Genomic DNA, 21,339 nt, shown 5'->3' with positions numbered 1-21,339 from the left:
CTGCAGCCGAGATGGCAGATGACATGAGCCATGAACTCAGGGTGGCGCTGGTGGCCGGCGAGGCCTCGGGCGATCTGCTCGCGGGTTTGCTGCTCGATGGTTTGCGCGAGCAATGGCCTCTCATGAGCGCCGTCGGCATCGGGGGCCCCCAGATGGCGCGCCGCGGCTTTGTCGCCTGGTGGCGGCACGACAAACTCTCGGTGCATGGCTTTGGTTGGGAGGTGCTGCGCCGTTACCGCGAGATTGTGGGTATTCGCCAGCAACTCAAAGCGCGCCTGCTGCAGGGTCGCCCCGATATCTTCATTGGCGTGGATGCGCCCGACTTCAACCTGGATCTGGAACGAGATCTGAAAGCGCAGGGCATCAAGACCGTGCATTTTGTGTCGCCGTCCATCTGGGCCTGGCGCCCTGAGCGGGTGGAGAAAATCCGTCGCAGTGTCGACCATGTGCTGTGCATTTTCCCGTTCGAGCCCGCTCTGCTGGCCCAGCACGGCATCGCCGCGACCTATGTGGGGCACCCGCTGGCCAACGTGATCCCGATGGAGGCGGACCGGCCGGCAGCGCGCGCGGCCTTGGGACTGCTTGATACCGATCAAGTCGTCGCCATCTTGCCTGGCAGCCGTCAATCTGAGGTCAATCATTTGGCCTTGAGGTTCTTTCAGGCTGCAGCCCTTATCAATAAAGCGCATCCAGCTATCAAGTTCATAGTACCTGCGATTCCCGCCTTGCGCGCCAGCATCGAGCAGGCGGCCCGGGCCAGCGGCCTGCAGGCCCAGTTGCAGATTATGGAGGGGCAGTCGCACACGGCGCTGGCGGCCTGCGATGTGACGCTGATCGCCAGTGGCACCGCCACGTTGGAAGCGGCCCTGTTCAAGCGCCCGATGGTGATCGCGTACCGTATGGGCTGGTTGTCGTGGCAGATCATGCGGCGCAAGCAACTGCAGCCTTGGGTCGGCTTGCCCAACATCCTGTGCGGCGAATTTGTCGTGCCCGAACTGCTGCAAGACGCAGCCACACCCCAGGCGCTGGCGCGTGAAGTGCTGCAATGGTTGGAGGCCCGCACATCGCATCCTGCGAAAATACCCTCCCTGCAACAGAAATTTGCCGCATTGCACACGCAGTTGCAGCGCGACACCCCCCGATTGGCCGCCCATGCGATCCAGCAAGTTCTCCAAGGCTGAAAAAGAAATTCTGCACAGGCGGGCCGTCAAACAGGCTTCGCTCTTGTGGGATGTTGCGGGCCTGGTCGCCGGCGTGGACGAGGCCGGGCGCGGCCCGCTGGCTGGCCCGGTCGTGGCCGCCGCCGTGATTCTGGACGACCTGCAGCCGATCAAGGGGCTGGCGGACTCCAAAATGCTCAGCGCGCGCCGACGCGAACAGTTGTTTGACGAGATTCGCGCCAAAGCGCTGTGCTGCTGCATTGCCCAGGCCAGCGTCGAAGAGATTGAGCGACTCAACATTTTGCAGGCCACGTTGCTCGCGATGCGCCGGGCGGTCGAGGGCTTGCGTCTCAAACCGGCGCTGGTGCTGGTCGATGGCAACCGACTGCCGGTGTTGACCGTGCGGGCTGAGGCCATTGTCAAGGGCGACGCGCTGGTCGCCGCCATTTCGGCTGCCTCTATTCTGGCCAAGGTGCACCGCGACCGCTGGTGCGTCGACATCGATCTGCAGTACCCGCAGTACGGTTTTGCCCAGCACAAAGGCTATGGCACGGCACAACATCTGGCGGCCTTGACCGCGCATGGCGCCTGTCCGCAGCACCGCAAAACCTTTCGACCCGTGGCCGAGGTGTTGATTGAGGTGGCGCGATGACCGATTTGCAGGTTCAGCACATCAGCTCGCGTGACAATGCTTTGCTCAAAGACCTGCGCCGTCTCGCGCAAGACAACACCGGCTATCGCAAGCAGGGCCGCTTCTGGGCCGAAGGTGAGCACTTGGGGTCCGCGGCACTGGCCCGGCATGTGACACCCACGCTCGGCGTATTTTCAGAGTCTTATTGGCCTCTAGCCCGCGTGGAATATGCTGTAGCAGCTATTAAAAATATAGTCATTCCAGATGCATTATTCGCCACGATCAGTGGCCTGGAATCGCCGTCCCAGATGGGTTTTGTGTTCGACTTGCCGCTGCTGGCCGCTTTGCAGCCGCAGCTGGCGTCGGTCATTCTGGACCGGGTGCAGGATGCCGGCAATGTCGGTTCGATCCTGCGCAGTGCCTCGGCCTTCGGTTTCAAACAGATCATCGCCCTCAAAGGCACGGCCGCGCTGTGGAGCCCTAAGGTGCTGCGCGCCGGCATGGGGGCGCACTGGGGCCTGCAATTGATTGAGGGCGTGGCGCTGGCTGATTTGGCACTGCTGGCCGTGCCGATCGTGGTGACCAGTTCGCACCGGGGCGCCAATTTGCACGAGGCGATCAAAAATCAGGCGCTGCCGCTGCCCTGCGCCTGGGCGCTGGGGCACGAAGGGCAGGGCGTCAGCGCGGAGCTGGAAGCATTGGCCCGCCTGCACGTGCGCATTGCCCAGCCCGGCGGTGAAGAGTCGCTCAACGTGGCCGCCGCCGCCGCCATTTGCCTGCACGCCAGCGCGGCAGCAGGCCTGTAGCGACTCGGTTCAGGGCTTACCCTAGGGTATACTCGGGCGCCTCATCGCACCCTGTACGCCTAGCGCCCTCCCAAGCCAATTCCCTTCAAGCAGCAAGCCAAGAGTTTCATCTTGAGCGGGCGTGGGCGTACCCGAAAACCCTTTCCGGAGAACCCAGTGCTTTTGTCCTTACAGGGAAATGCCCCCCCCGCCATCCTGGCGCTCGCAGACGGCACCGTCTATGTTGGTCATTCCATTGGCGCCACGGGTTCCACCGTCGGCGAGCTGGTGTTCAACACCGCCATGACCGGCTACCAGGAAATCCTCACCGATCCGAGCTACTGCCAGCAAATCGTCACCCTCACGTATCCGCACATTGGCAACTATGGTGTCAATGACGAAGATGTGGAGGCGGACAAGGTGCACGTGGCCGGTCTGGTCATCAAGGATTTGCCGCTGCTGGCGTCCAATTTCCGTCAAACCATGTCCTTGGGCGACTATCTGGTACGCGAGGGCACGGTGGCGATTGCCAATATTGATACCCGCCGGTTGACACGCCAGTTGCGCAGTCAGGGCGCGCAAAACGGCTGCATCATGGCCCTGGCGCCGGGCGAGGCGGTGACCCAACTGCTGATTGACCAGGCCATTGCGCTGGCCCAGGCGGCGTCTCCCATGGCGGGACTGGATCTGGCCCAGGTCGTTACGGTTCAAGCGCCCTATGCCTGGACCCAGACCGAATGGCGCTTGTCCCAGCCGCCCCTGGGCGGCAAGCCCGGTTACGGTGAACTGACCGCGCCAAGATTTCATGTCGTCGCCTACGACTTTGGCGTCAAGAAGAACATTTTGCGCATGTTGGCCGAACGCGGTTGCCGGGTGACCGTGGTGCCGGCACAGACCTCTGCGTTTGATGCGCTCAAGTACCAGCCCGATGGCATCTTCTTGAGCAACGGGCCCGGCGACCCGCAGCCGTGCGACTACGCCATTGCCGCCGCTGCTGAGTTGATCGAATCCGGCATTCCAACCTTTGGCATTTGCCTGGGGCATCAGATCATGGCGCTGGCCAGTGGTGCCAGCACCTTCAAGATGAAGTTTGGCCACCATGGTGCCAACCACCCGGTCAAAGACCTGAACACCGGCCGTGTCTCGATCACCAGTCAAAACCACGGTTTTGCGGTGGATGAAAACATGCTGCCGACTAATTTGCGTGCAACCCACATCAGCCTGTTCGACGGCACCCTGCAGGGGCTCGAGCGCACCGACCAACCGGCGTTCTGTTTTCAAGGCCATCCCGAGGCTTCGCCCGGTCCCCATGACATTGGCTGCCTTTTTGACCGGTTCCTGCGGGCAATGGAGCAGCGGGCATGAGTTTTTACGGCGTCACCGACCTGTGGACGTATGTGATTGGCGCTTTCGGCATCATTTTGCTGCCCGGGCCCAACTCGCTGTATGTCCTGTCGGTGGCGACCGCGCGAGGTGTGCGGGCGGGTTTCCAGGGGGCTTATGGCGTGTTTGTGGGTGACACGATCTTGCTGGTCTGCACCGCGTTGGGTGCCGCCGGCATCTTGCGCACTTACCCGGCGATGTTCATGGTGGTCAAGTATGCGGGGGCCGGTTACCTGACCTGGGTAGGCTTCAACCTGCTGCGCGCGGCGCTGATGAGTTTGCGCACCGCGCCTCAGGCGCCGGCCGCTGTGGCGACTGCCTCCATCACGGCGGCCCATCTGCAGCGCCCGTTTCGCCGCGCTTTGGTCATCAGCCTGCTCAATCCGAAGGCGATTTTGTTCTTGCTGTCGTTCTTTGTGCAGTTCATTGACCCCGCCTACGCCCAACCCGAAGTGCCGTTCTTGATTCTGAGCGCTATCCTGATGACCTTCAGCGCCCTCTATCTGTCCGTGCTGATCGTCGCGGGGGCCAGGCTGGCGCAAGGATTTGCCCAGCGCAAAAGGCTGTCAGCCGGACTGTCGAGCATGGTCGGTGGCCTTTTTTTGTGGTTCGGCGCCAAGTTGGCCACCGCCAATCTGACTTGAATTCGTCGTTCATCGTCTGAAATTCGTTATTTGAAATTGCAGCCCCTCGGTTGCGCGTGACTACAAGAGAGCAGTTCTTCAACATGCCAAAACGTACCGACATCAAAAGCATCCTCATCATTGGCGCGGGCCCGATCATCATCGGCCAGGCCTGCGAGTTTGACTACTCTGGCGTGCAAGCCTGCAAGGCGTTGCGCGAGGAGGGCTTCAAAGTCATTCTGATCAACAGCAACCCGGCCACCATCATGACCGACCCGGCCACGGCGGATGTGACTTACATCGAGCCGATCACCTGGCAGACGGTCGAGAAGATCATCGCCAAGGAGCGCCCCGATGCGATCCTGCCGACCATGGGCGGCCAGACTGCGCTGAACTGTGCGCTCGACCTGTGGCACCACGGCGTGCTCGAAAAGTACAACGTTGAGTTGATTGGCGCCAAGCCCGAGGCGATAGACAAGGCCGAAGACCGGCTGAAGTTCAAGGATGCGATGACCAAGATTGGCCTGGGCTCGGCGCGCTCGGGCATTGCCCACAGCATGGAGGAGGCCTGGGGCGTGCAAAAGACGGTGGGTTTCCCGACCGTGATCCGGCCCAGTTTCACGCTTGGGGGCACCGGCGGCGGCATTGCCTACAACCCGGAAGAGTTCGAAGTCATCTGCAAGCGCGGTCTGGAAGCGTCACCGACCAATGAATTGCTGATTGAAGAGTCGCTGCTGGGTTGGAAAGAGTACGAGATGGAGGTGGTGCGCGACCAAGCGGACAACTGCATCATTGTTTGTTCCATCGAGAATTTGGACCCGATGGGCGTGCACACCGGCGACTCGATCACAGTCGCGCCGGCGCAGACGCTCTCCGACAAGGAATATCAGATTTTGCGCAACGCCAGTCTGGCCGTTCTCCGCGAAATTGGCGTCGATACCGGTGGCTCCAACGTGCAGTTTTCGATCAACCCCGATGACGGACGCATGGTGGTGATCGAGATGAATCCGCGCGTTTCGCGTTCCTCGGCATTGGCCTCCAAGGCCACGGGCTTCCCGATTGCCAAGATCGCCGCCAAACTCGCGGTGGGTTACACGCTGGACGAATTGCGCAACGACATCACGGGCGGCGCCACACCGGCCAGCTTTGAGCCGAGCATTGACTATGTGGTGACGAAGATCCCGCGTTTCGCGTTCGAGAAGTTCCCGGCGGCCGATTGCCGCTTGACGACGCAGATGAAATCGGTCGGCGAGGTGATGGCGATGGGGCGTACTTTTCAGGAGTCGTTCCAGAAAGCCCTGCGCGGCCTGGAAGTGGGCGTCGACGGCATGAACGAGAAGACCCAGGACCGTGAAATCCTCGAAAAGGAGCTGGGCGAGCCTGGCCCCGATCGGATTTGGTACGTCGGCGACGCCTTTGCCGCTGGCTGGAGCGTGGACGAGGTGTTTGCGCTGACCAAAATTGACCGCTGGTTTCTGGTGCAGATTGAGCAGATCGTCAAGATTGAGCTGGAGATTGAGCGCTTGCCCGCGCCGGAACGGGGCTCCACGCTGGATGCGATGGACGGCGCGACCTTGCGCGCCTTGAAGCAAAAAGGATTTTCCGATCGGCGCCTGGCCAAACAGTTCAAGACCACCGACACGGCGGTGCGTGAGAAACGACACGCCCTGGGTGTGCGCCCGGTCTACAAGCGCGTTGACACCTGCGCAGCCGAGTTCGCCACCAACACAGCCTATCTCTATTCGACCTATGAGTCCTCCAGTCCCTTCGATACCGGCAGCGAATGCGAGGCCGAGCCCACGGATCGGAAAAAAATCATGGTGCTCGGCGGCGGACCGAACCGCATTGGCCAGGGTATTGAGTTTGACTACTGTTGCGTGCATGCTGCGCTCGCCATGCGCGAAGATGGCTACGAGACCATCATGGTCAACTGCAATCCCGAGACCGTGTCGACCGACTATGACACCTCGGATCGTCTCTATTTCGAGCCGGTCACGCTGGAAGACGTGCTGGAGATTGTGGACAAGGAAAAGCCCTATGGCGTGATCGTGCAGTACGGCGGCCAGACACCCCTCAAGCTGGCGCTGGCGCTGGAAGCCAACGGCGTGCCCATCATTGGCACCTCGCCCGACATGATCGACGCCGCCGAAGACCGTGAGCGCTTTCAGAAGTTGCTGCATGAACTTGGGCTGCGCCAACCCGCCAACGCGACTGCCCGCACCGAGCCCGAGGCGCTTGAAAAGGCGGCCGCACTGGGCTACCCGCTGGTGGTGCGACCGAGCTATGTGCTGGGTGGCCGCGCCATGGAAATCGTGCATGAGCAGCGCGATCTGGAGCGCTACATGCGCGAGGCGGTCAAGGTCAGCCACGATTCGCCGGTGCTGCTGGACCGCTTTTTGAATGACGCCATTGAGTGCGATGTGGACTGCGTACGCGATGCGCAGGGCCAAACCTTCATCGGCGGCGTCATGGAGCACATTGAACAAGCCGGTGTGCACAGCGGTGACTCGGCTTGCTCGCTGCCGCCCTACAGTTTGAGTGCGGAAACCGTGACCGAGATCAAGCGCCAGACCGCCGCCATGGCCGAGGCCTTGCATGTCGTCGGCTTGATGAACGTGCAGTTCGCCATCCAGAGCCTGGACGGTGCTGATGTGATTTTTGTGCTGGAAGTCAATCCACGGGCATCCCGCACCGTGCCCTTTGTGTCCAAAGCCACCGGCGTTCAGTTGGCAAAAGTGGCGGCGCGCTGCATGGTGGGGCAGTCGCTCGCCTCGCAGGGCATCGGGACGGAAGTCACGCCACCCTATTTCAGCGTGAAAGAAGCGGTGTTTCCGTTCGTCAAATTCCCCGGTGTGGACACGATACTGGGCCCCGAGATGAAGTCGACCGGCGAGGTGATGGGCGTGGGCAAAACTTTTGGCGAGGCCTTTGTGAAGTCTCAAATTGGCGCCGGAACCAAATTGCCCAGACCGCGCACTCCCTCTGGCGAGCCCGCCGGCAAGGTGTTCATCTCGGTCAAAAACAACGACAAGCCCCGTGTCATTGAGGTCGCCCGTGATTTAGTGGAGTTGGGGTTCACCGTGCTGGCCACCAAGGGAACGGCCTTGGCAATCAACGCGGCCGGGGTGAGTTGTGCCACGGTCAACAAGGTGACCGAAGGGCGCCCCAACATTGTGGACATGATCAAGAACCAGGAAATTGCGCTGGTCATCAACACGGTGGAAGAGCGGCGCAATGCGATTGCGGACTCGCGGCATATCCGCACCTCGGCTTTGTTCGGGCGGGTCACCACCTTCACGACCATTGCCGGCGCCGAGGCGGCCGTGCAGGGGATGCGTTATATGGACGATCTGAGTGTCATCTCGATCCAGGAAATGCATGCCCAGTTGGCGCTCGCCAGAGGTGCGCTGACAATCACGGCATAATCGAACCTGATTTTTGTCAATGCCGCCGAACGGGCGGTTTTGTTTTTATATCCCACATCGGAGCAGCACGTGGCTACCCTTCCTATTACCAAACGCGGCGCTGAAAAGCTCAAGGCCGAGTTGCACAAACTGAAAACGGTTGAGCGCCCCTGGGTCATCAATGCCATTGCCGAGGCACGTGCCCAGGGTGACCTGAGCGAAAACGCCGAGTACGAAGTCGCCAAGGACAAACAGGGCTTTATCGAAGGGCGCATTCAGGAGATTGAAGGCAAGCTCTCCGTGTGCCAGGTGATTGATCCGGCTGACCTGCATGCGGATGGCCGGGTCGTGTTTGGCGCCACGGTTCAGCTGGAAGACGAAGCGTCGGGTGCGTCAGTCACCTATCAAATTGTGGGTGAAGATGAGGCTGATATCAAGCTGGGGTTGATCAACATTGGCAGCCCGATCGCCCGCGCGCTGATCGGAAAAGAAAAAGGCGACACCGCCGAAGTGCAAGCGCCGGGTGGCGTCAAGCACTACGAAGTGGTGGCGGTGAGTTACGTCTAAGCTGCTGTCACGGTTGCCGTTTTGGGCGGCTGCGCTGTGGTGGGGCAGCCTGAGCACGATCGGTTTTCTGGTCGTGCCCTTATTGTTTGCGACGCTGCCAAGCCCAACGCTGGCAGGCCAGATGGCGGCGCGCTTGTTCAGCGCTCAGACTTGGGTGTCTTGTGTCTGTGCCTTGCTGCTGCTGATGAGTTCAAGACAAAATCAGGCTCTAACCCCCGTCCCTGCTGCGCATGCAGCTATTATTTATATAGTTTCAGGGATGTTGCTGGCGGCGCTGGCTGAATTTGCCGTGGCGCCTCGCATTGTGGCGCGCGAGAACTTGCGCCTGTGGCACAGCGTAGGCAGCGCCATGTATCTACTGCAATGGCTGTGCGCCGGCGTGACCTTCTGGAAGTTGACGCCGCAGCGTTCTTGAAATGTTCGGGACAGGGCTTGTAGCAGCGCATATGGCGGTCTGTCCCGCAAGAGCTCAGAATTTCAAGTTTGGCTGCGCTTCTTGATGCTGATTTGCTTGGGTTTGGCACGTTTGACCTGACCCCCTGGGGTGAGGCGCTGGTTGCCCAGCACGCGCAGGGTCTTGACTTCGGGACGCTGGCCGCCGCGTTTGCTGTATTTGAGAACCTTGAAGTCACGCGGGCCGGGCATGCGATCTTCATCGACCGTTTTTTCCTTCTCCGGTATCGGTCGCCAGAGCACCAGCAGCTTGCCGATATGCTGAATTGGTGCGGCGTTCAGTTCGTCGGACAGGGTTTGAAACATGGCTTCGCGGGCGGCCCGATCATCCGAGAAGACACGAATCTTGATGAGTCCGTGCGCGTTCAACGCGGCATCGGCTTCTTTTTTTACCGCGGCGGTGAGCCCGTCACCACCAATCATGACCACAGGGTCAAGGTGATGCGCTTCTGCGCGGTGCTCTTTGCGTTGGGCGGGGGTCAGTTGAATTTGAGACATATCTATATTATCGGCGAGGAAGGCAAAAATGAAATCCCAAACTAAAAGCAGCAAGGTCAATCGGGCCTGGTTAAACGACCATGTCAATGACACCTACGTCAAATTGGCAAAACTTGAAGGTTACCGCGCGCGGGCCGCGTACAAGCTCAAGGAAATTGATGAAACACTGGGTTTGATCAAGCCGGGTCAACTGGTGGTGGACCTGGGCTCAACCCCCGGCGCGTGGAGCCAGTACGTGCGCCGCAAAATGTCACCCAAGACCGCCACGGGTGGCGGAGCGGCGGTCGGGGCACTCAACGGCACCATCATTGCGCTCGATATCCTGCCGATGGAGCCGGTCGAAGGCGTCGTCTTCTTGCAGGGGGATTTTCGCGAGTCCGATATCTTGCTGCAGTTGGAGGCTGAAATGCAGGGGCGCCAAGCTGATGTGGTGGTTTCCGATATGGCGCCCAACTTGTCGGGCATTGACTCGGCCGACGCTGCCCGCATTGAGAATCTGGTTGAGTTGGCGCTTGAATTCGTCCAGAATCACATGAAGCCGCAGGGCGCGCTGGTGGCCAAAGTGTTTCATGGCGCTTCCTACGAGCCACTGGTCAAACGATTCAAGGAGACCTTTGTGCTGGTCAAGCGGATCAAACCCAAGGCATCCCGGGACAAGTCCTCGGAAACCTTCCTGGTCGGGCTGGGATTGAAAGCCCCTTGAATCCCATGCTTTGTCTGAGGCTGAACGGCATAAAACCATGCCGGGCGCATCTTGAAACGCCTAAAATGCCACCCAAGTTATCTCTGTCTTCTTATTTGCTCACCCTTTGGAGCCTCGCTTGAATAATCAGTGGTTTTCAAAAATTGCCGTCTGGCTTGTTATAGCCCTTGTGCTGTTCACCGTATTCAAACAGTTTGATGCGCGGGGACCTGCGAGCGCCGGGTATCTGGGCTACTCTGACTTCCTGGAGGAAGTTCGCAACAATCGCATCAAGAGTGCCGTGATTCAGGAGGGGCAGGGCGGTACTGAAATTGTGGCTGTCACGACCGACGACCGCAGGGTCCGCACAACCGCCACTTACTTGGACCGTGGTCTGGTAGGTGACCTGATCGCCAATGATGTCAAATTTGATGTCAAACCCCGCGAAGAAGGCTCGTTGCTCATGACGCTGCTGGTCAGCTGGGGACCGATGCTCTTGTTGATCGGTGTGTGGGTTTACTTTATGCGTCAGATGCAGGGCGGCGGCAAGGGCGGTGCTTTCAGTTTTGGCAAATCCAAGGCGCGCTTGCTTGACGAAAACACGAACACGGTCACGTTTGCGGATGTGGCTGGTTGTGACGAGGCCAAGGAAGAAGTCAAGGAAGTGGTGGACTTCCTGAAAGATCCTGCCAAATTCCAAAAACTGGGGGGGCGTATTCCGCGCGGCCTGTTGTTGGTCGGCCCACCCGGCACCGGCAAGACGCTGCTGGCCAAGGGCATTGCCGGTGAGGCCAAGGTGCCGTTCTTTTCAATCTCGGGCTCTGACTTCGTTGAGATGTTCGTCGGTGTCGGCGCGTCCCGCGTGCGCGACATGTTCGAGAACGCCAAGAAGAATGCGCCTTGCATTATTTTTATCGATGAAATTGATGCAGTCGGTCGGCAACGGGGCGCCGGCTTGGGCGGTGGCAATGATGAGCGTGAGCAGACCCTGAACCAGATGCTGGTGGAGATGGATGGTTTTGAGACCAATGTTGGCGTGATCGTGGTGGCCGCTACCAACCGCCCCGACATTCTGGATTCCGCGTTGTTGCGTCCGGGTCGTTTTGACCGGCAGGTGTATGTCACGCTGCCCGACATACGGGGCCGTGAGCAAATCCTCAATGTGCACATGCGCAAGGTTCCCTTGGGTCAGGACGTCAATGCCGGCGTAATCGCGCGCGGTACGCCGGGCATGTCGGGTGCGGACCTCGCCAACCTGTGCAATGAAGCGGCCCTGATGGCGGCACGACGCAATGCCCGCACGGTCGAGATGGTGGACTTTGAAAAAGCCAAGGACAAAATCCTCATGGGTCCTGAGCGCAAGAGCATGGTCATGCCCGAGAGCGAGCGCAAGAACACGGCGTATCACGAGTCGGGCCACGCGCTGATTGGCAAGTTGTTGTCCAAGTGCGATCCGGTGCACAAGGTCACCATCATTCCACGCGGTCGTGCCCTGGGGGTCACCATGAGTTTGCCCGCGCAAGACCGCTACAGCTACGACAGCGAATACATGCTGCACCAGATCAGCATGCTGTTTGGTGGCCGGATTGCTGAAGAAGTGTTCATGAACCAAATGACCACCGGCGCCAGCAACGACTTTGAGCGTGCGACCCACATTGCGCGCGACATGGTGACGCGTTATGGCATGACCGATGCCCTGGGCCCGATGGTCTACGCTGAAAACGAGGGTGAGGTGTTTTTGGGTCGTTCAGTCACCAAGACCACGACCATGAGTGAAGAGACCATGCAGAAGGTGGACGCCGAGGTGCGTCGCATCATTGACCAGCAGTACGGCCTGGCGCGAAAACTCATTGAAGACAACCGGGACAAGATGCATGCGATGGCTAAAGCCTTGCTGGAATGGGAAACCATCGATAGCGAACAGCTTGACGACATCATGGCCGGTAAAGAGCCCCGTCCGCCGAAAGACTGGACGCCACGCATCCCGCCCGCCGGTAGTGACAGCAGTAGCAGTGGTGGTACGCCCGCAGTGAAGCCGGATGTGGCGCCTACGGCTGCCTGAAAACGGTATGTATTAAAAGAAACGGGGCGACAAGCCCCGTTTCTGTTTCCCCCTGCCTGAGCCGACAGTTAGCACTGGTTCATTTCAAATATTTGGCGCGCTTTATGACCATGCAATGGAACACGGCCCGATTCCTGATTGACCTCAATCGCCCCAAGGTGATGGGCATTGTCAACATCACACCCGACTCGTTCTCGGATGGCGGTCAGCATGCCACCACGGCAGCGGCTCTGCGACACTGTGAGACGCTGCTCAAAGAGGGGGCTGATATCTTGGACATCGGAGGTGAGTCGACCCGTCCCGGTGCTTTGCCCTTGCCGCTGGACGAAGAGCTGGCGCGGGTGCTGCCCGTGGTGCGTGAAGCTGTGCGCCTGGGGGTGCCGGTGTCGGTCGATACCTACAAGCCACAAGTCATGCAAGCCGTGCTGGACGTCGGCGCTGACATCATCAACGACATCTGGGCTTTGCGTTGGACTGAGCCCGGCGTCAGTACTGCGCCCGCTGCCTTGAACGCCAGGCAAGTCGTGGCACAGCACCCCCGTTGTGGCGTCTGCCTGATGCACATGCACCGTGAACCCCTGACGATGCAAGTGGCACCGATGGAGGGCGACGTGGTGCCGCAGGTGCTATTGTTTTTGAAGCATGCAGCGCAGGCGTTGCATGGGCTAGGGGTGGAAAAGAATCGCATCGTGATTGACCCTGGCATTGGTTTTGGCAAGACCGTGGCGCAGAATTTTGCGCTGTTGGCCCGGCAGGAAGCACTGCTCGGTGCCGGCTATCCACTGCTGGTTGGCTGGTCGCGAAAATCATCGTTGGCAGCGGTCAAATCCAGCTCACCGGGTTCTGTGACAGCGCTGGATGTTCATGAGCGCCTGGTGCCTAGCGTGGCCGCTGCGTTATTGGCGGTGGAGCGTGGCGCAGCCATTGTCCGTGTGCATGACGTGCGGGAAACCGTGCAGGCTCTCGACGTGCTCGGCGCTATAAGATAGAGATAGCTGGCTTCAAGTCCATTTGATAAACAGACAAGGGTAGATCAATGAGTAGAAAATATTTTGGCACGGATGGTATTCGCGGCACGGTAGGGCAAGCGCCCATCACCCCTGATTTTGTGTTGCGTCTGGCCCATGCGGTGGGTCGTGTGCTGAAAAGAACAGAGGCGCGCCCCACGGTGCTGATTGGCAAAGACACCCGAATTTCGGGGTATATGCTGGAGAGCGCGCTAGAGAGCGGTTTCAATTCTGCCGGTGTCGATGTCGTGCTGCTGGGCCCCTTGCCGACGCCAGGCGTGGCCTACCTCACGCGCGCTCAGCGTGCTTCGCTGGGCGTGGTCATTAGCGCCAGCCACAACAACTTTGCCGACAATGGCATCAAGTTTTTCAGTGCTCAAGGCAGCAAACTGCCAGACGCTTGGGAGCGTGATGTGGAGGCTGCGCTGGAACAATCACCGGTATGGGCTGATTCCGCCAACCTGGGCAAGACGCGGCGACTCGATGATGCCGCAGGCCGTTACATTGAATTCTGCAAGAGCACCTTTGCCAGCGATCTCACGCTCAAGAGCGTCAAGATTGTGGTCGATGCTGCACATGGTGCGGCCTACCAGGTGGCGCCCAAGGTGTTTCACGAACTAGGCGCAGAAGTCGTTGCCATTGGTTGTTCGCCCGACGGTTTAAACATCAATCACGAGGTGGGTGCCACGCATCCGCAGGCACTGATTGAAGCCGTCAAGGCGCACCAGGCTGATTTTGGCGTGGCGCTTGACGGTGACGCCGATCGTCTGCAACTGGTGGACCAGGCCGGGCGGCTGTACAACGGCGACGAGCTGTTGTATCTGTTGGCGGACGAGCGACTGGGGCGCGATGAACCGGTACCGGGCGTCGTGGGCACTTTGATGACCAACATGGCCGTGGAGGTGGCGCTTCTAGCCCGTGGGGTGCAGTTTGTGCGCGCCAAGGTCGGCGACCGTTATGTGTTGGAGGAACTTGAAAAGCACAAGTGGCTGCTCGGTGGTGAAGGCTCAGGCCACTTGCTGGCGCTGGACAAACATACCACCGGCGACGGGCTAATCTCGGCGCTGCAGGTGTTGCAGGCCTGCGTACGCAGCGGCAAAAAGTTGGCTGAACTGCTCGCCGGCGTGACGCTATTTCCGCAGACGCTGATCAATGTTCGCCTGCAACCCGGCCAGGACTGGCAGGTTAGCGCCAACTTGGCCAGTGAATCGCAGGCGGTGGAGACTGAACTGGGAGCCGCTGGCCGCTTGTTGATTCGGGCCAGTGGCACTGAGCCCTTGGTGCGCGTCATGGTCGAGGCGCGTGACGCCCACCAGGCTAAGGCGTGCGCCGAGCGGATTGCCAACACCCTGGTAGCCTGACCATGGCGCCCAACGATTCCCTGCGCGTTTGTCGCGCTGACTACGCCAACCCTGTGCATGCGGATGCACTTGTGAGCTTGTTGAATGCCTATGCGCAAGACCCGATGGGCGGCGGCGAGCCCTTGAGTGAATTTACCAAAGTCAACCTCATCGCGGCACTCGTCGCGCGTCCGCAGGCCTTCAGTGTGCTGGCGTTTGACGACGTGGATGGGGTCGGCGGCGGGCTTGCTGTTGGCTTTGTGAATTGCATTGAAGGCTTTTCAACCTTTGCCTGTCAGCCTTTGGTCAATGTGCATGATGTGGCTGTTTTGCCTGCCTACCGCGGGCAGCGCGTCGCCCAGAAGATGCTGGCTCTGGCTGAGCAAATGGCACGTGAGCGGGGTGCCTGCAAACTGACGCTTGAAGTGCTGCAGGGGAATGCAGGTGCCATCAAACTCTATCACCGCGTCGGATTTGCCAACTACCAGCTTGACCCGGCGATGGGCCAGGCCCAATTTCTGCAAAAGTGGCTTCGCTAGCTACCAGCATCTGACCCTGGGGATGACGGCGCTGTGCGAACTGCAGGCAGCAAGATAGGCGCTACCCACTTAAAATCCGTCGCATGAACTGGCTTCAAAAATTACCTGGATTCCAGCGAACGCCCTACGGCCTGGAGTGGCGTTTGCTGCGCCTGATGCCGAGCGTGTGTCTGGCCGGTACGCTGCTGCCGGCATTGATGTCGCTTGCAGCGCGTTTTTTGATCGTTGACGGCAGCGCGGCAGAGCTGGCGCGACGCATTCAACTGTTTGATTTTGTGATGATCGGCTTGGTGATCTTTGTCTGGACGCTGGTGGTGACGATCACCATCGGCTGTGTCATTGTCTGGCTCATGAAAGGCCCCGCCTACGTGGCAGATGGCTTTGATGTGTCGCACAGCGACACGCCAGGTCGTTGATTCAGAGCCTTATATCGACATCGGACGCACCGGGAACAAACGCCAGGTTTGAAGGCGATCTTGTCTGCATAAACGCCTCAAACTGTTCAACCGGCAACGGCCGGCTGAAATAGTAGCCTTGTACTTCGGTACAACCCTTGGCCTTCAAGAATTCAAGCTGTCCCTCGGTTTCCACCCCTTCGGCAATGGTCTGCATGCCCAGACTCGTTGCCATGCTGATGATGGCGCCCACAATCGCCTTGTCGTCGGCGTCTTCGGTGATGTCTCGAACAAATGATTGATCGATCTTGACTTTGTAGATCCGAAACTTTTTCAGGTAGCTCAGCGATGAGTAACCCGTGCCGAAATCATCAATTGACATCCGCACGCCGCGCTCGTGCAAGTCGTTCATGACGGAGATGGCCCCCAACGGATCCGTCATGGCGACGCCCTCGGTCAGTTCAAGTTCCAGAAAATGGGCAGGCAACCGGGCTTCATCCAGAATGGTGCTCACCAGCTCCGGCAGATCGGCATGGCGGAACTGCACCGACGACAGGTTGACTGAGATGGTGATGGGTGCCATCCCGGCCTCCAGCCAGGTCTTGAATTGCTGGACGGCAGTGCGCAATACCCATTCTCCGATGGGCAAAATGAGGCCACAGCTCTCGGCCACGGGAATGAATTCAACGGGTGACACTGCACCCAGGTCCGGGTGATTCCATCGCAGCAGGGCTTCTGCGCCGATGATGTTGCCAGTTGCGAGAGACACCTGCGGCTGGTAGTGCAGCGACAACTGATTGCGCTCCAGCGCCCGGCGCAGTGCATTTTCAAGCGCCAATGTGCGTTCCGAGCGCGTCTGCATTTCGGTGGTGAAGAATCGATAGTTGTTGCGCCCATCCTGCTTGGCGCGGTACATGGCCGCATCGGCACAACGCGACAGCGTGTCAAAGTCTGAACCGTCGCTGGGGAATAAGGCAATTCCGATGCTGGGCGTCACAGTGAGTTCATGCGGCGCAATCTCAAACGCCACCAATGCAGATTCCAGTAGTTTTTCGGCGATGTGCGCCGCACCCACCGCATCCGTATCGGGGAGCACCAAAATAAACTCGTCACCACCCAGACGAGACACTGTGTCTTGCTCACGCACGGCGCCTTTGAGCCGCCCCGCCATCATAGTCAGCAACGCGTCGCCGACTTGGTGTCCGAGCGAGTCGTTGACGTGCTTGAAATGATCCAGATCCAGAAACATCAACGCCAGCGGTGTGTCGTTGCGCTGCGCGGCGTGCAGCGCCAGGCCACAGCGATCAGTCAATAACACCCGATTGGGCAGGCCCGTGAGTGAGTCAAAGTGTGCCAGCAGTCGGATTTTTCTCTCTGCCTGTTTGCTTTCGGTGATATCCCGGCATAGCACCAGAAAGCGGGGCTCTTCGCCAGGCAATGCTGACTTTCGCGCCACCGACAATTCAAACCAGTGCATGCCATTGTCAAGCGGAAGTTTGATTTGTTTGCCAATTGAGCAATCGCTGTCATTGGCCTCTTGCAAGGCCGCCAGGACGACTTGGCACGCCTCCGGTGGCAACACTTGCGTGACCGTCTGGCCGATCAGATCATCGACTGGCCATGCCAGCAATTGCGTCCGAGACGAGTGCGCGTCATAACAATGGCCGTTCAGTCCCAACTCAAAGAGTGGGTCCGGAATGGCACCCAGCGTGGCTTGGAGTTGCCGCTGGGTCGCCAGGATTTCAGCCGTGCGCTCATTCACCTGGACTTCCAGTCCTTGATCGCGCATCCTCATCTCATACAACAGCCAGGCGAGGTAGGCCATCAGCAGGCTGACCATCAATCCGGCGGCGATCGTGAGCCCACGACTGCCTGACTGGCCCCAGCCGCCGATCGGCGTGACACTCAATGTCCATTGGCCGTTGGGCAGTTCCAGGGTGCGCTCTACCGGCGATTCGAGCGCAGTGGTGCCAGAGGCTTCAATATTCTGTCGCTCGCCGGTGTCGGGGAGGGTTCGCCAAAGCTCGTAGGAATAGCCGCGCTGCGTCAACAGAGGCAGCCGGGCCGAGGCCAGTGCCTCAGGAAACCGCAAGGTCACGTTGGTAAAACCCCAAAACGTTTTCTGTCCTGCCTCATTGGTCAGAAAAACGGGCAGGCGACCCACGATACCCATTCCCCCTTGGGCCAGCTTGAGCGGGCCTGCCAGCGTGAGTCGGCCAGTATCACGGGCCTTGATCGCCTCTTTGTTCTGGGCGACGTCCTTTAACTGGTCAAAGCCGATGCTCTTTTCATTGCCGGCCAGGGGTACCACACTTCGAATCACCCCACCGGGTGACAGCCCCAATGCGGCAATGCCTGGGTAGAACGGCAACATTTCAGTGGCAACCGCCTCGAAATCCCGCACATCGCCCTGACCCTGGCGGACCAGAGCGGCAATGGCGTAGGTGGCAGACAAGGAGCGCTCGATATCGCGCTGCAAAGTCTGCGCGTGGTCTGAGGCCATATCCGCGGCATGGGCGCGGGCTTCGACAAGTGTTTGTTGCTCCCAGCGCCAGATCAAAAAGACTGCGGCCACCGCACTGAAAAAAAAGACGACCGTCGCCACGAGCCATTGGCGCGTACGGTTCTGGTGGGTGGCATGCATCATGTCGATCGGAGTCTATCAACAAAGCAGGTTGATGCAAGCATCCCTGATCGCCCGTGGAGCTCGGCTCTGTGCCAGCCTTCTGGTCCGGGTCTGGAGTAAGCTGCTGTCACACGATTGACACAGAAAAATTCAACAATCGGTCATCTTTCTGTAACAAACGAACCTTGGGCTTCATGTCTTCATACCTTCGTCAACCCAAATTGATGTCGAACACTGCAGCGGTGACGCTTCTTGATCGCGATCACAGCATTTTTGCGTTCAACGAGCGGGTGCTTGACTGGGCCCGGCGCAAAGACGTTCCGCCGCTGGAGCGGCTGCGCTATCTGTGCATCGTCTCATCCAACCTGGATGAGTTCTTTGAAGTTCGGGCGGAGCCTCATCTGGTGGCGCATCAGCGCCACGATGCCAAGGGGATCTATACGGCGGACTCGTTCGAGCGGCTTGCCAGGACGGCCCACACCCTGGTCGCGAGCCAGTATGCCTTGTACAACAATCACGTGATGCCGACACTGGAGGCGCAGGGCATCAAGGTTGTGTCTCATGGTGAGCGCAACGAGGCCCAGCGGCGCTGGGTCAAGCAGTTCTTTGAGCGTGAAGTGCGCCCCTTGTTGATTCCGGTCGGTCTGGACCCGTCTCATCCGTTTCCGCAGGTGGCCAACAAGTCGCTTAATTTCATCGTGCGCCTGGGTGGCCACGACGCGTTTGGCCGTGCCAATGAGATTGCCATTGTGAAGGTGCCGCGCGTGTTGCCGCGCATGATCCGCATGCCAGAGAAGATATCAGGTATGCCTTACCACTTTGTCTCGCTGTCGAGCGTCATTCGGGCGCATCTCACGGAGTTGTTCCCGGGGCGCGACGTCGGGCAATTTTCACAGTTCCGGGTGACGCGCCATTCTGATCTGGCGGTGGATGAAGACGATGTCAGGAATTTGCGAACGGCCTTGCGTCAGGGCCTGGAGTCGCGCCAGTTTGGCCAGGCAGTGCGACTGGAAGTGTCGGCAAGTTGCTCGGATTTCTTGTCGGCGTTTCTACTCGAGCAGTTTAATTTGCCGGAGCAGGCTCTATTCCGCGTGCCCGGGCCGGTCAATCTGGTTCGCCTCACGCAGTTGATCGATCTGGTTTCTTTGCCCAATTTGTGCTTTCCCGTCTATCAGTCCTGTTATCCAACGCAGTTGACACCGGGCGTCTCGTTTTTTGAGCAGCTCAAACTCGGCGACGTCCTGATTCATCAACCGTTTGAGAGCTTTGGCGGTGTTTTGGCCTTTTTGCGTGAAGCTGTGAATGACCCCCAGGTGCTGGCGATCAAGCAGACCATCTATCGCACCGGCTCTGACTCGGAGCTCATGGACCTGCTGCGCGAGGCGGTGCGCCGGGGCAAAGAAGTGACCGTGGTGGTTGAACTCAAGGCGCGGTTTGACGAAGAGGCCAACATCAACTGGTCCGAGATGCTCGAATCCATCGGGGCGCAGGTCTTGTACGGCGTGGTGGGCCTGAAGACCCACACCAAGATGATGCTGATCACCCGCCGTGAAGGCAAGCGTCTGGTGCGATACGCCCACTTGTCTACCGGCAACTACAACCCGCGCACGGCGCGTTTGTACACCGATTGGGGTCACATTACGGCGGACAACGCACTCACCATGGATGTCGAAAATGTGTTCGTCCATCTGGCCAGCCACAGCCGGCTGCCCAAACTCAACCGCGTGCTGCTGGCGCCGTTCTATCTGCAACGCAAGCTGCTTGAAAAGATCAAAAAGTTGGGCAGCGTGGCCGAATCGGGTGGCGTCGGTCGCATTGTGGCCAAGATGAATGCGTTGACCGATGAGGCCCTCATTCATGCGCTGATTCAGGCCGGGCAGAAGGGCGTCAAGATCGACCTGATCGTGCGCGGCGCCTGCATGCTACCGGCGCAGGTGCCGGGCGTCACCGACAATATCCGCGTCCGCTCCATCATTGGCCGGTTTCTGGAACACTCGCGGGTCTTCTACTTCCGCCAGGATGAGGTGCAAGAGTTGTACCTGTCGAGCGCAGACTGGATGAACCGCAACATGCTGCGCCGGGTCGAATTGGCTTGGCCTGTGACCGACCCGATCCAGCGCCAGCGCATTGTGGATGAAGAGTTGGTGGCCTATTTGCATGATGGCGTCGACGCGTGGGAGTTGTTGCCAGACGGCACCTATGCGCGCGTTAAGGGTGAGCCCCATCACCAGGCTCATGGCGCGCAAGCGGCCCTGATGGCGCGCTACGCCGGCCATGATGAAAGACGCGGTATCTGAGATGGACCTCGTTTTATGGCGTCACGCGGAGGCACAGGAATGGTTGGACGGCTGTGACGACATGGCCCGCCCACTCACCCCGCGTGGTGAAAAACAAGCCGTGCGCATGGCGAACTGGCTGGACCGTCAGTTGCCCGAAGGGACCCGCATTTTTGTGAGCCCGGCACGCCGTTGTGAGCAGACTGCGCAGGCACTGGGACGCAAATACAAGTTGCGAGAGGAACTGGCGCCGGGCGCCAGTGCTGTGGAGTTGCTGGAGCTGGTTCAATGGCCGCTTGCAAAAGGTACCGTGCTGGTGGTGGGCCATCAACCCACGTTGGGCCAAACCATTGCCCAGTTGCTCGGTTTGAGCGCGACAGAATGCACGGTCAAAAAGGGGGCCGTCTGGTGGCTGCGCAATCGTCAACGAGAAGCGCAGTCGCAAACCGTGGTCGTCACGGTGCAGTCGCCCGAGGTGCTTTAGCCAGACCAACCCCCCACAGCATGGGTTTGCGGTGTTTCACAGTACTGTCATCGAACCGCCGTCAACCTGTCATGATCGATTTCTATGCTGATGGCTTCTTAGCCCAAGGGGTCTTCATGTCATTAAATTTCTCATTCCCAAACACCGCATCCGGCAAGCCTGAACGCATTGCGCCAGGAGCAACTCACCTGCAACGCCGCCAAGTGCTCAAGGGCGCGCTCGGTGGCGTTGCCACGCTAGGACTGGGGAGTCTGGGTCTGAGTGCCAGCGGTGGCAGCGATGCCGCGACCACCGTTACAGCCACGGGATTGGAGTTCATCGGCATGCCCGCGATAAAGCAACTTCTTTTCTGTAAATTTCCGAAATTTAGTTTTGGGTGTTGGTGATTTGCAGCGCTCAGGGCTTCATGGTTAGATAGATTTTT

The 21,339-nt window shown here is 59.4% G+C and carries 19 protein-coding genes; 17 read left to right on the top strand and 2 right to left on the bottom strand.

The window, feature by feature from the left end; all coding sequences use genetic code 11:
• The first annotated feature begins 23 nt into the window (after positions 1 to 23).
• From lpxB to GZ093_RS00060, 8 genes are all read left to right on the top strand, one after another.
• Entirely contained in the window at positions 24 to 1,181 is a 1,158-nt protein-coding gene (lpxB, locus tag GZ093_RS00095) for a lipid-A-disaccharide synthase (RefSeq protein WP_296480322.1), read from the top strand.
• A complete protein-coding gene (gene rnhB, locus GZ093_RS00090) occupies positions 1,153 to 1,812 on the top strand; it encodes a ribonuclease HII (protein WP_296480320.1) in 660 nt (219 codons plus the stop codon). Before lpxB ends, rnhB begins: the two co-directional genes overlap by 29 nt.
• Positions 1,809 to 2,597 carry an RNA methyltransferase gene (locus GZ093_RS00085; protein WP_296480317.1) on the top strand — a complete coding sequence of 263 codons (789 nt, stop codon included), beginning with the start codon at positions 1,809 to 1,811 and terminating at the stop codon, positions 2,595 to 2,597. Before rnhB ends, GZ093_RS00085 begins: the two co-directional genes overlap by 4 nt.
• 156 nt (positions 2,598 to 2,753) lie before the next feature.
• A complete protein-coding gene (gene carA, locus GZ093_RS00080; protein WP_296480314.1) occupies positions 2,754 to 3,941 on the top strand; it encodes a glutamine-hydrolyzing carbamoyl-phosphate synthase small subunit in 1,188 nt (395 codons plus the stop codon).
• Positions 3,938 to 4,603: a leucine efflux protein LeuE gene (gene leuE, locus GZ093_RS00075; RefSeq protein WP_296480310.1), complete on the top strand. Its 666-nt coding sequence runs from the start codon at positions 3,938 to 3,940 to the stop codon at positions 4,601 to 4,603. Before carA ends, leuE begins: the two co-directional genes overlap by 4 nt.
• A gap of 83 nt (positions 4,604 to 4,686) precedes the next feature.
• On the top strand, positions 4,687 to 8,007 hold the full coding sequence (gene carB / locus GZ093_RS00070; protein ID WP_296480308.1) for a carbamoyl-phosphate synthase large subunit: 3,321 nt from the start codon (positions 4,687 to 4,689) through the stop codon (positions 8,005 to 8,007).
• 69 nt (positions 8,008 to 8,076) lie between these two features.
• Positions 8,077 to 8,553, top strand: coding sequence for a transcription elongation factor GreA (greA, locus tag GZ093_RS00065; RefSeq protein WP_296480305.1), 477 nt, complete (start codon positions 8,077 to 8,079; stop codon positions 8,551 to 8,553).
• 1 nt (position 8,554) lies between these two features.
• Entirely contained in the window at positions 8,555 to 8,968 is a 414-nt protein-coding gene (locus tag GZ093_RS00060) for a DUF4149 domain-containing protein (RefSeq protein ID WP_296480591.1), read from the top strand.
• Positions 8,969 to 9,030: 62 nt separating this feature from the next.
• Here the strand turns inward: GZ093_RS00060 and GZ093_RS00055 are convergent, their stop codons facing one another.
• Entirely contained in the window at positions 9,031 to 9,504 is a 474-nt protein-coding gene (locus tag GZ093_RS00055) for a YhbY family RNA-binding protein (RefSeq protein WP_296480589.1), read from the bottom strand.
• A 28-nt stretch (positions 9,505 to 9,532) separates the two neighbouring features.
• Here GZ093_RS00055 and GZ093_RS00050 point away from each other — a divergent pair, with 28 nt between their 5' ends.
• The 6 genes from GZ093_RS00050 (at position 9,533) to GZ093_RS00025 (ending at position 15,550) form a co-directional block, all read left to right on the top strand.
• Positions 9,533 to 10,207, top strand: coding sequence for an RlmE family RNA methyltransferase (locus tag GZ093_RS00050; protein WP_296480301.1), 675 nt, complete (start codon positions 9,533 to 9,535; stop codon positions 10,205 to 10,207).
• Between the two features lie 118 nt (positions 10,208 to 10,325).
• Positions 10,326 to 12,248: an ATP-dependent zinc metalloprotease FtsH gene (gene ftsH, locus GZ093_RS00045; RefSeq protein ID WP_296480297.1), complete on the top strand. Its 1,923-nt coding sequence runs from the start codon at positions 10,326 to 10,328 to the stop codon at positions 12,246 to 12,248.
• Positions 12,249 to 12,358: 110 nt separating this feature from the next.
• Positions 12,359 to 13,237, top strand: a complete 879-nt coding sequence (gene folP / locus GZ093_RS00040; RefSeq protein WP_296480586.1) for a dihydropteroate synthase — start codon at positions 12,359 to 12,361, stop codon at positions 13,235 to 13,237.
• Between the two features lie 47 nt (positions 13,238 to 13,284).
• The gene (gene glmM, locus GZ093_RS00035) at positions 13,285 to 14,616 is read left to right on the top strand and encodes a phosphoglucosamine mutase (RefSeq protein WP_296480295.1); all 1,332 of its coding nucleotides are present in this window, start codon (positions 13,285 to 13,287) and stop codon (positions 14,614 to 14,616) included.
• A 2-nt stretch (positions 14,617 to 14,618) separates the two neighbouring features.
• Positions 14,619 to 15,134, top strand: a complete 516-nt coding sequence (locus GZ093_RS00030; RefSeq protein ID WP_296480294.1) for an N-acetyltransferase — start codon at positions 14,619 to 14,621, stop codon at positions 15,132 to 15,134.
• A gap of 83 nt (positions 15,135 to 15,217) precedes the next feature.
• Positions 15,218 to 15,550: a hypothetical protein gene (locus GZ093_RS00025; protein ID WP_296480291.1), complete on the top strand. Its 333-nt coding sequence runs from the start codon at positions 15,218 to 15,220 to the stop codon at positions 15,548 to 15,550.
• A gap of 1 nt (position 15,551) precedes the next feature.
• Here the strand turns inward: GZ093_RS00025 and GZ093_RS00020 are convergent, their stop codons facing one another.
• On the bottom strand, positions 15,552 to 18,176 hold the full coding sequence (locus GZ093_RS00020) for an EAL domain-containing protein (RefSeq protein WP_296480288.1): 2,625 nt from the start codon (positions 18,174 to 18,176) through the stop codon (positions 15,552 to 15,554).
• A gap of 203 nt (positions 18,177 to 18,379) precedes the next feature.
• On the opposite strand from GZ093_RS00020, the gene ppk1 reads away from it, so the two are divergent.
• From ppk1 to GZ093_RS00005, 3 genes are all read left to right on the top strand, one after another.
• Complete coding sequence (gene ppk1 / locus GZ093_RS00015; protein ID WP_296480286.1) at positions 18,380 to 20,452, top strand: polyphosphate kinase 1; 2,073 nt, start codon at positions 18,380 to 18,382, stop codon at positions 20,450 to 20,452.
• Position 20,453: 1 nt separating this feature from the next.
• The gene (locus GZ093_RS00010) at positions 20,454 to 20,915 is read left to right on the top strand and encodes a histidine phosphatase family protein (protein WP_296480284.1); all 462 of its coding nucleotides are present in this window, start codon (positions 20,454 to 20,456) and stop codon (positions 20,913 to 20,915) included.
• 71 nt (positions 20,916 to 20,986) lie between these two features.
• Positions 20,987 to 21,301, top strand: a complete 315-nt coding sequence (locus GZ093_RS00005; protein WP_296480281.1) for a hypothetical protein — start codon at positions 20,987 to 20,989, stop codon at positions 21,299 to 21,301.
• Positions 21,302 to 21,339: the final 38 nt, after the last annotated feature.

Source organism: Rhodoferax sp., from assembly GCF_010365055.1.
Classification (GTDB): Bacteria; Pseudomonadota; Gammaproteobacteria; order Burkholderiales; family Burkholderiaceae_C; genus Rhodoferax.
This window is presented reverse-complemented; position numbering and strand designations above follow the sequence as displayed.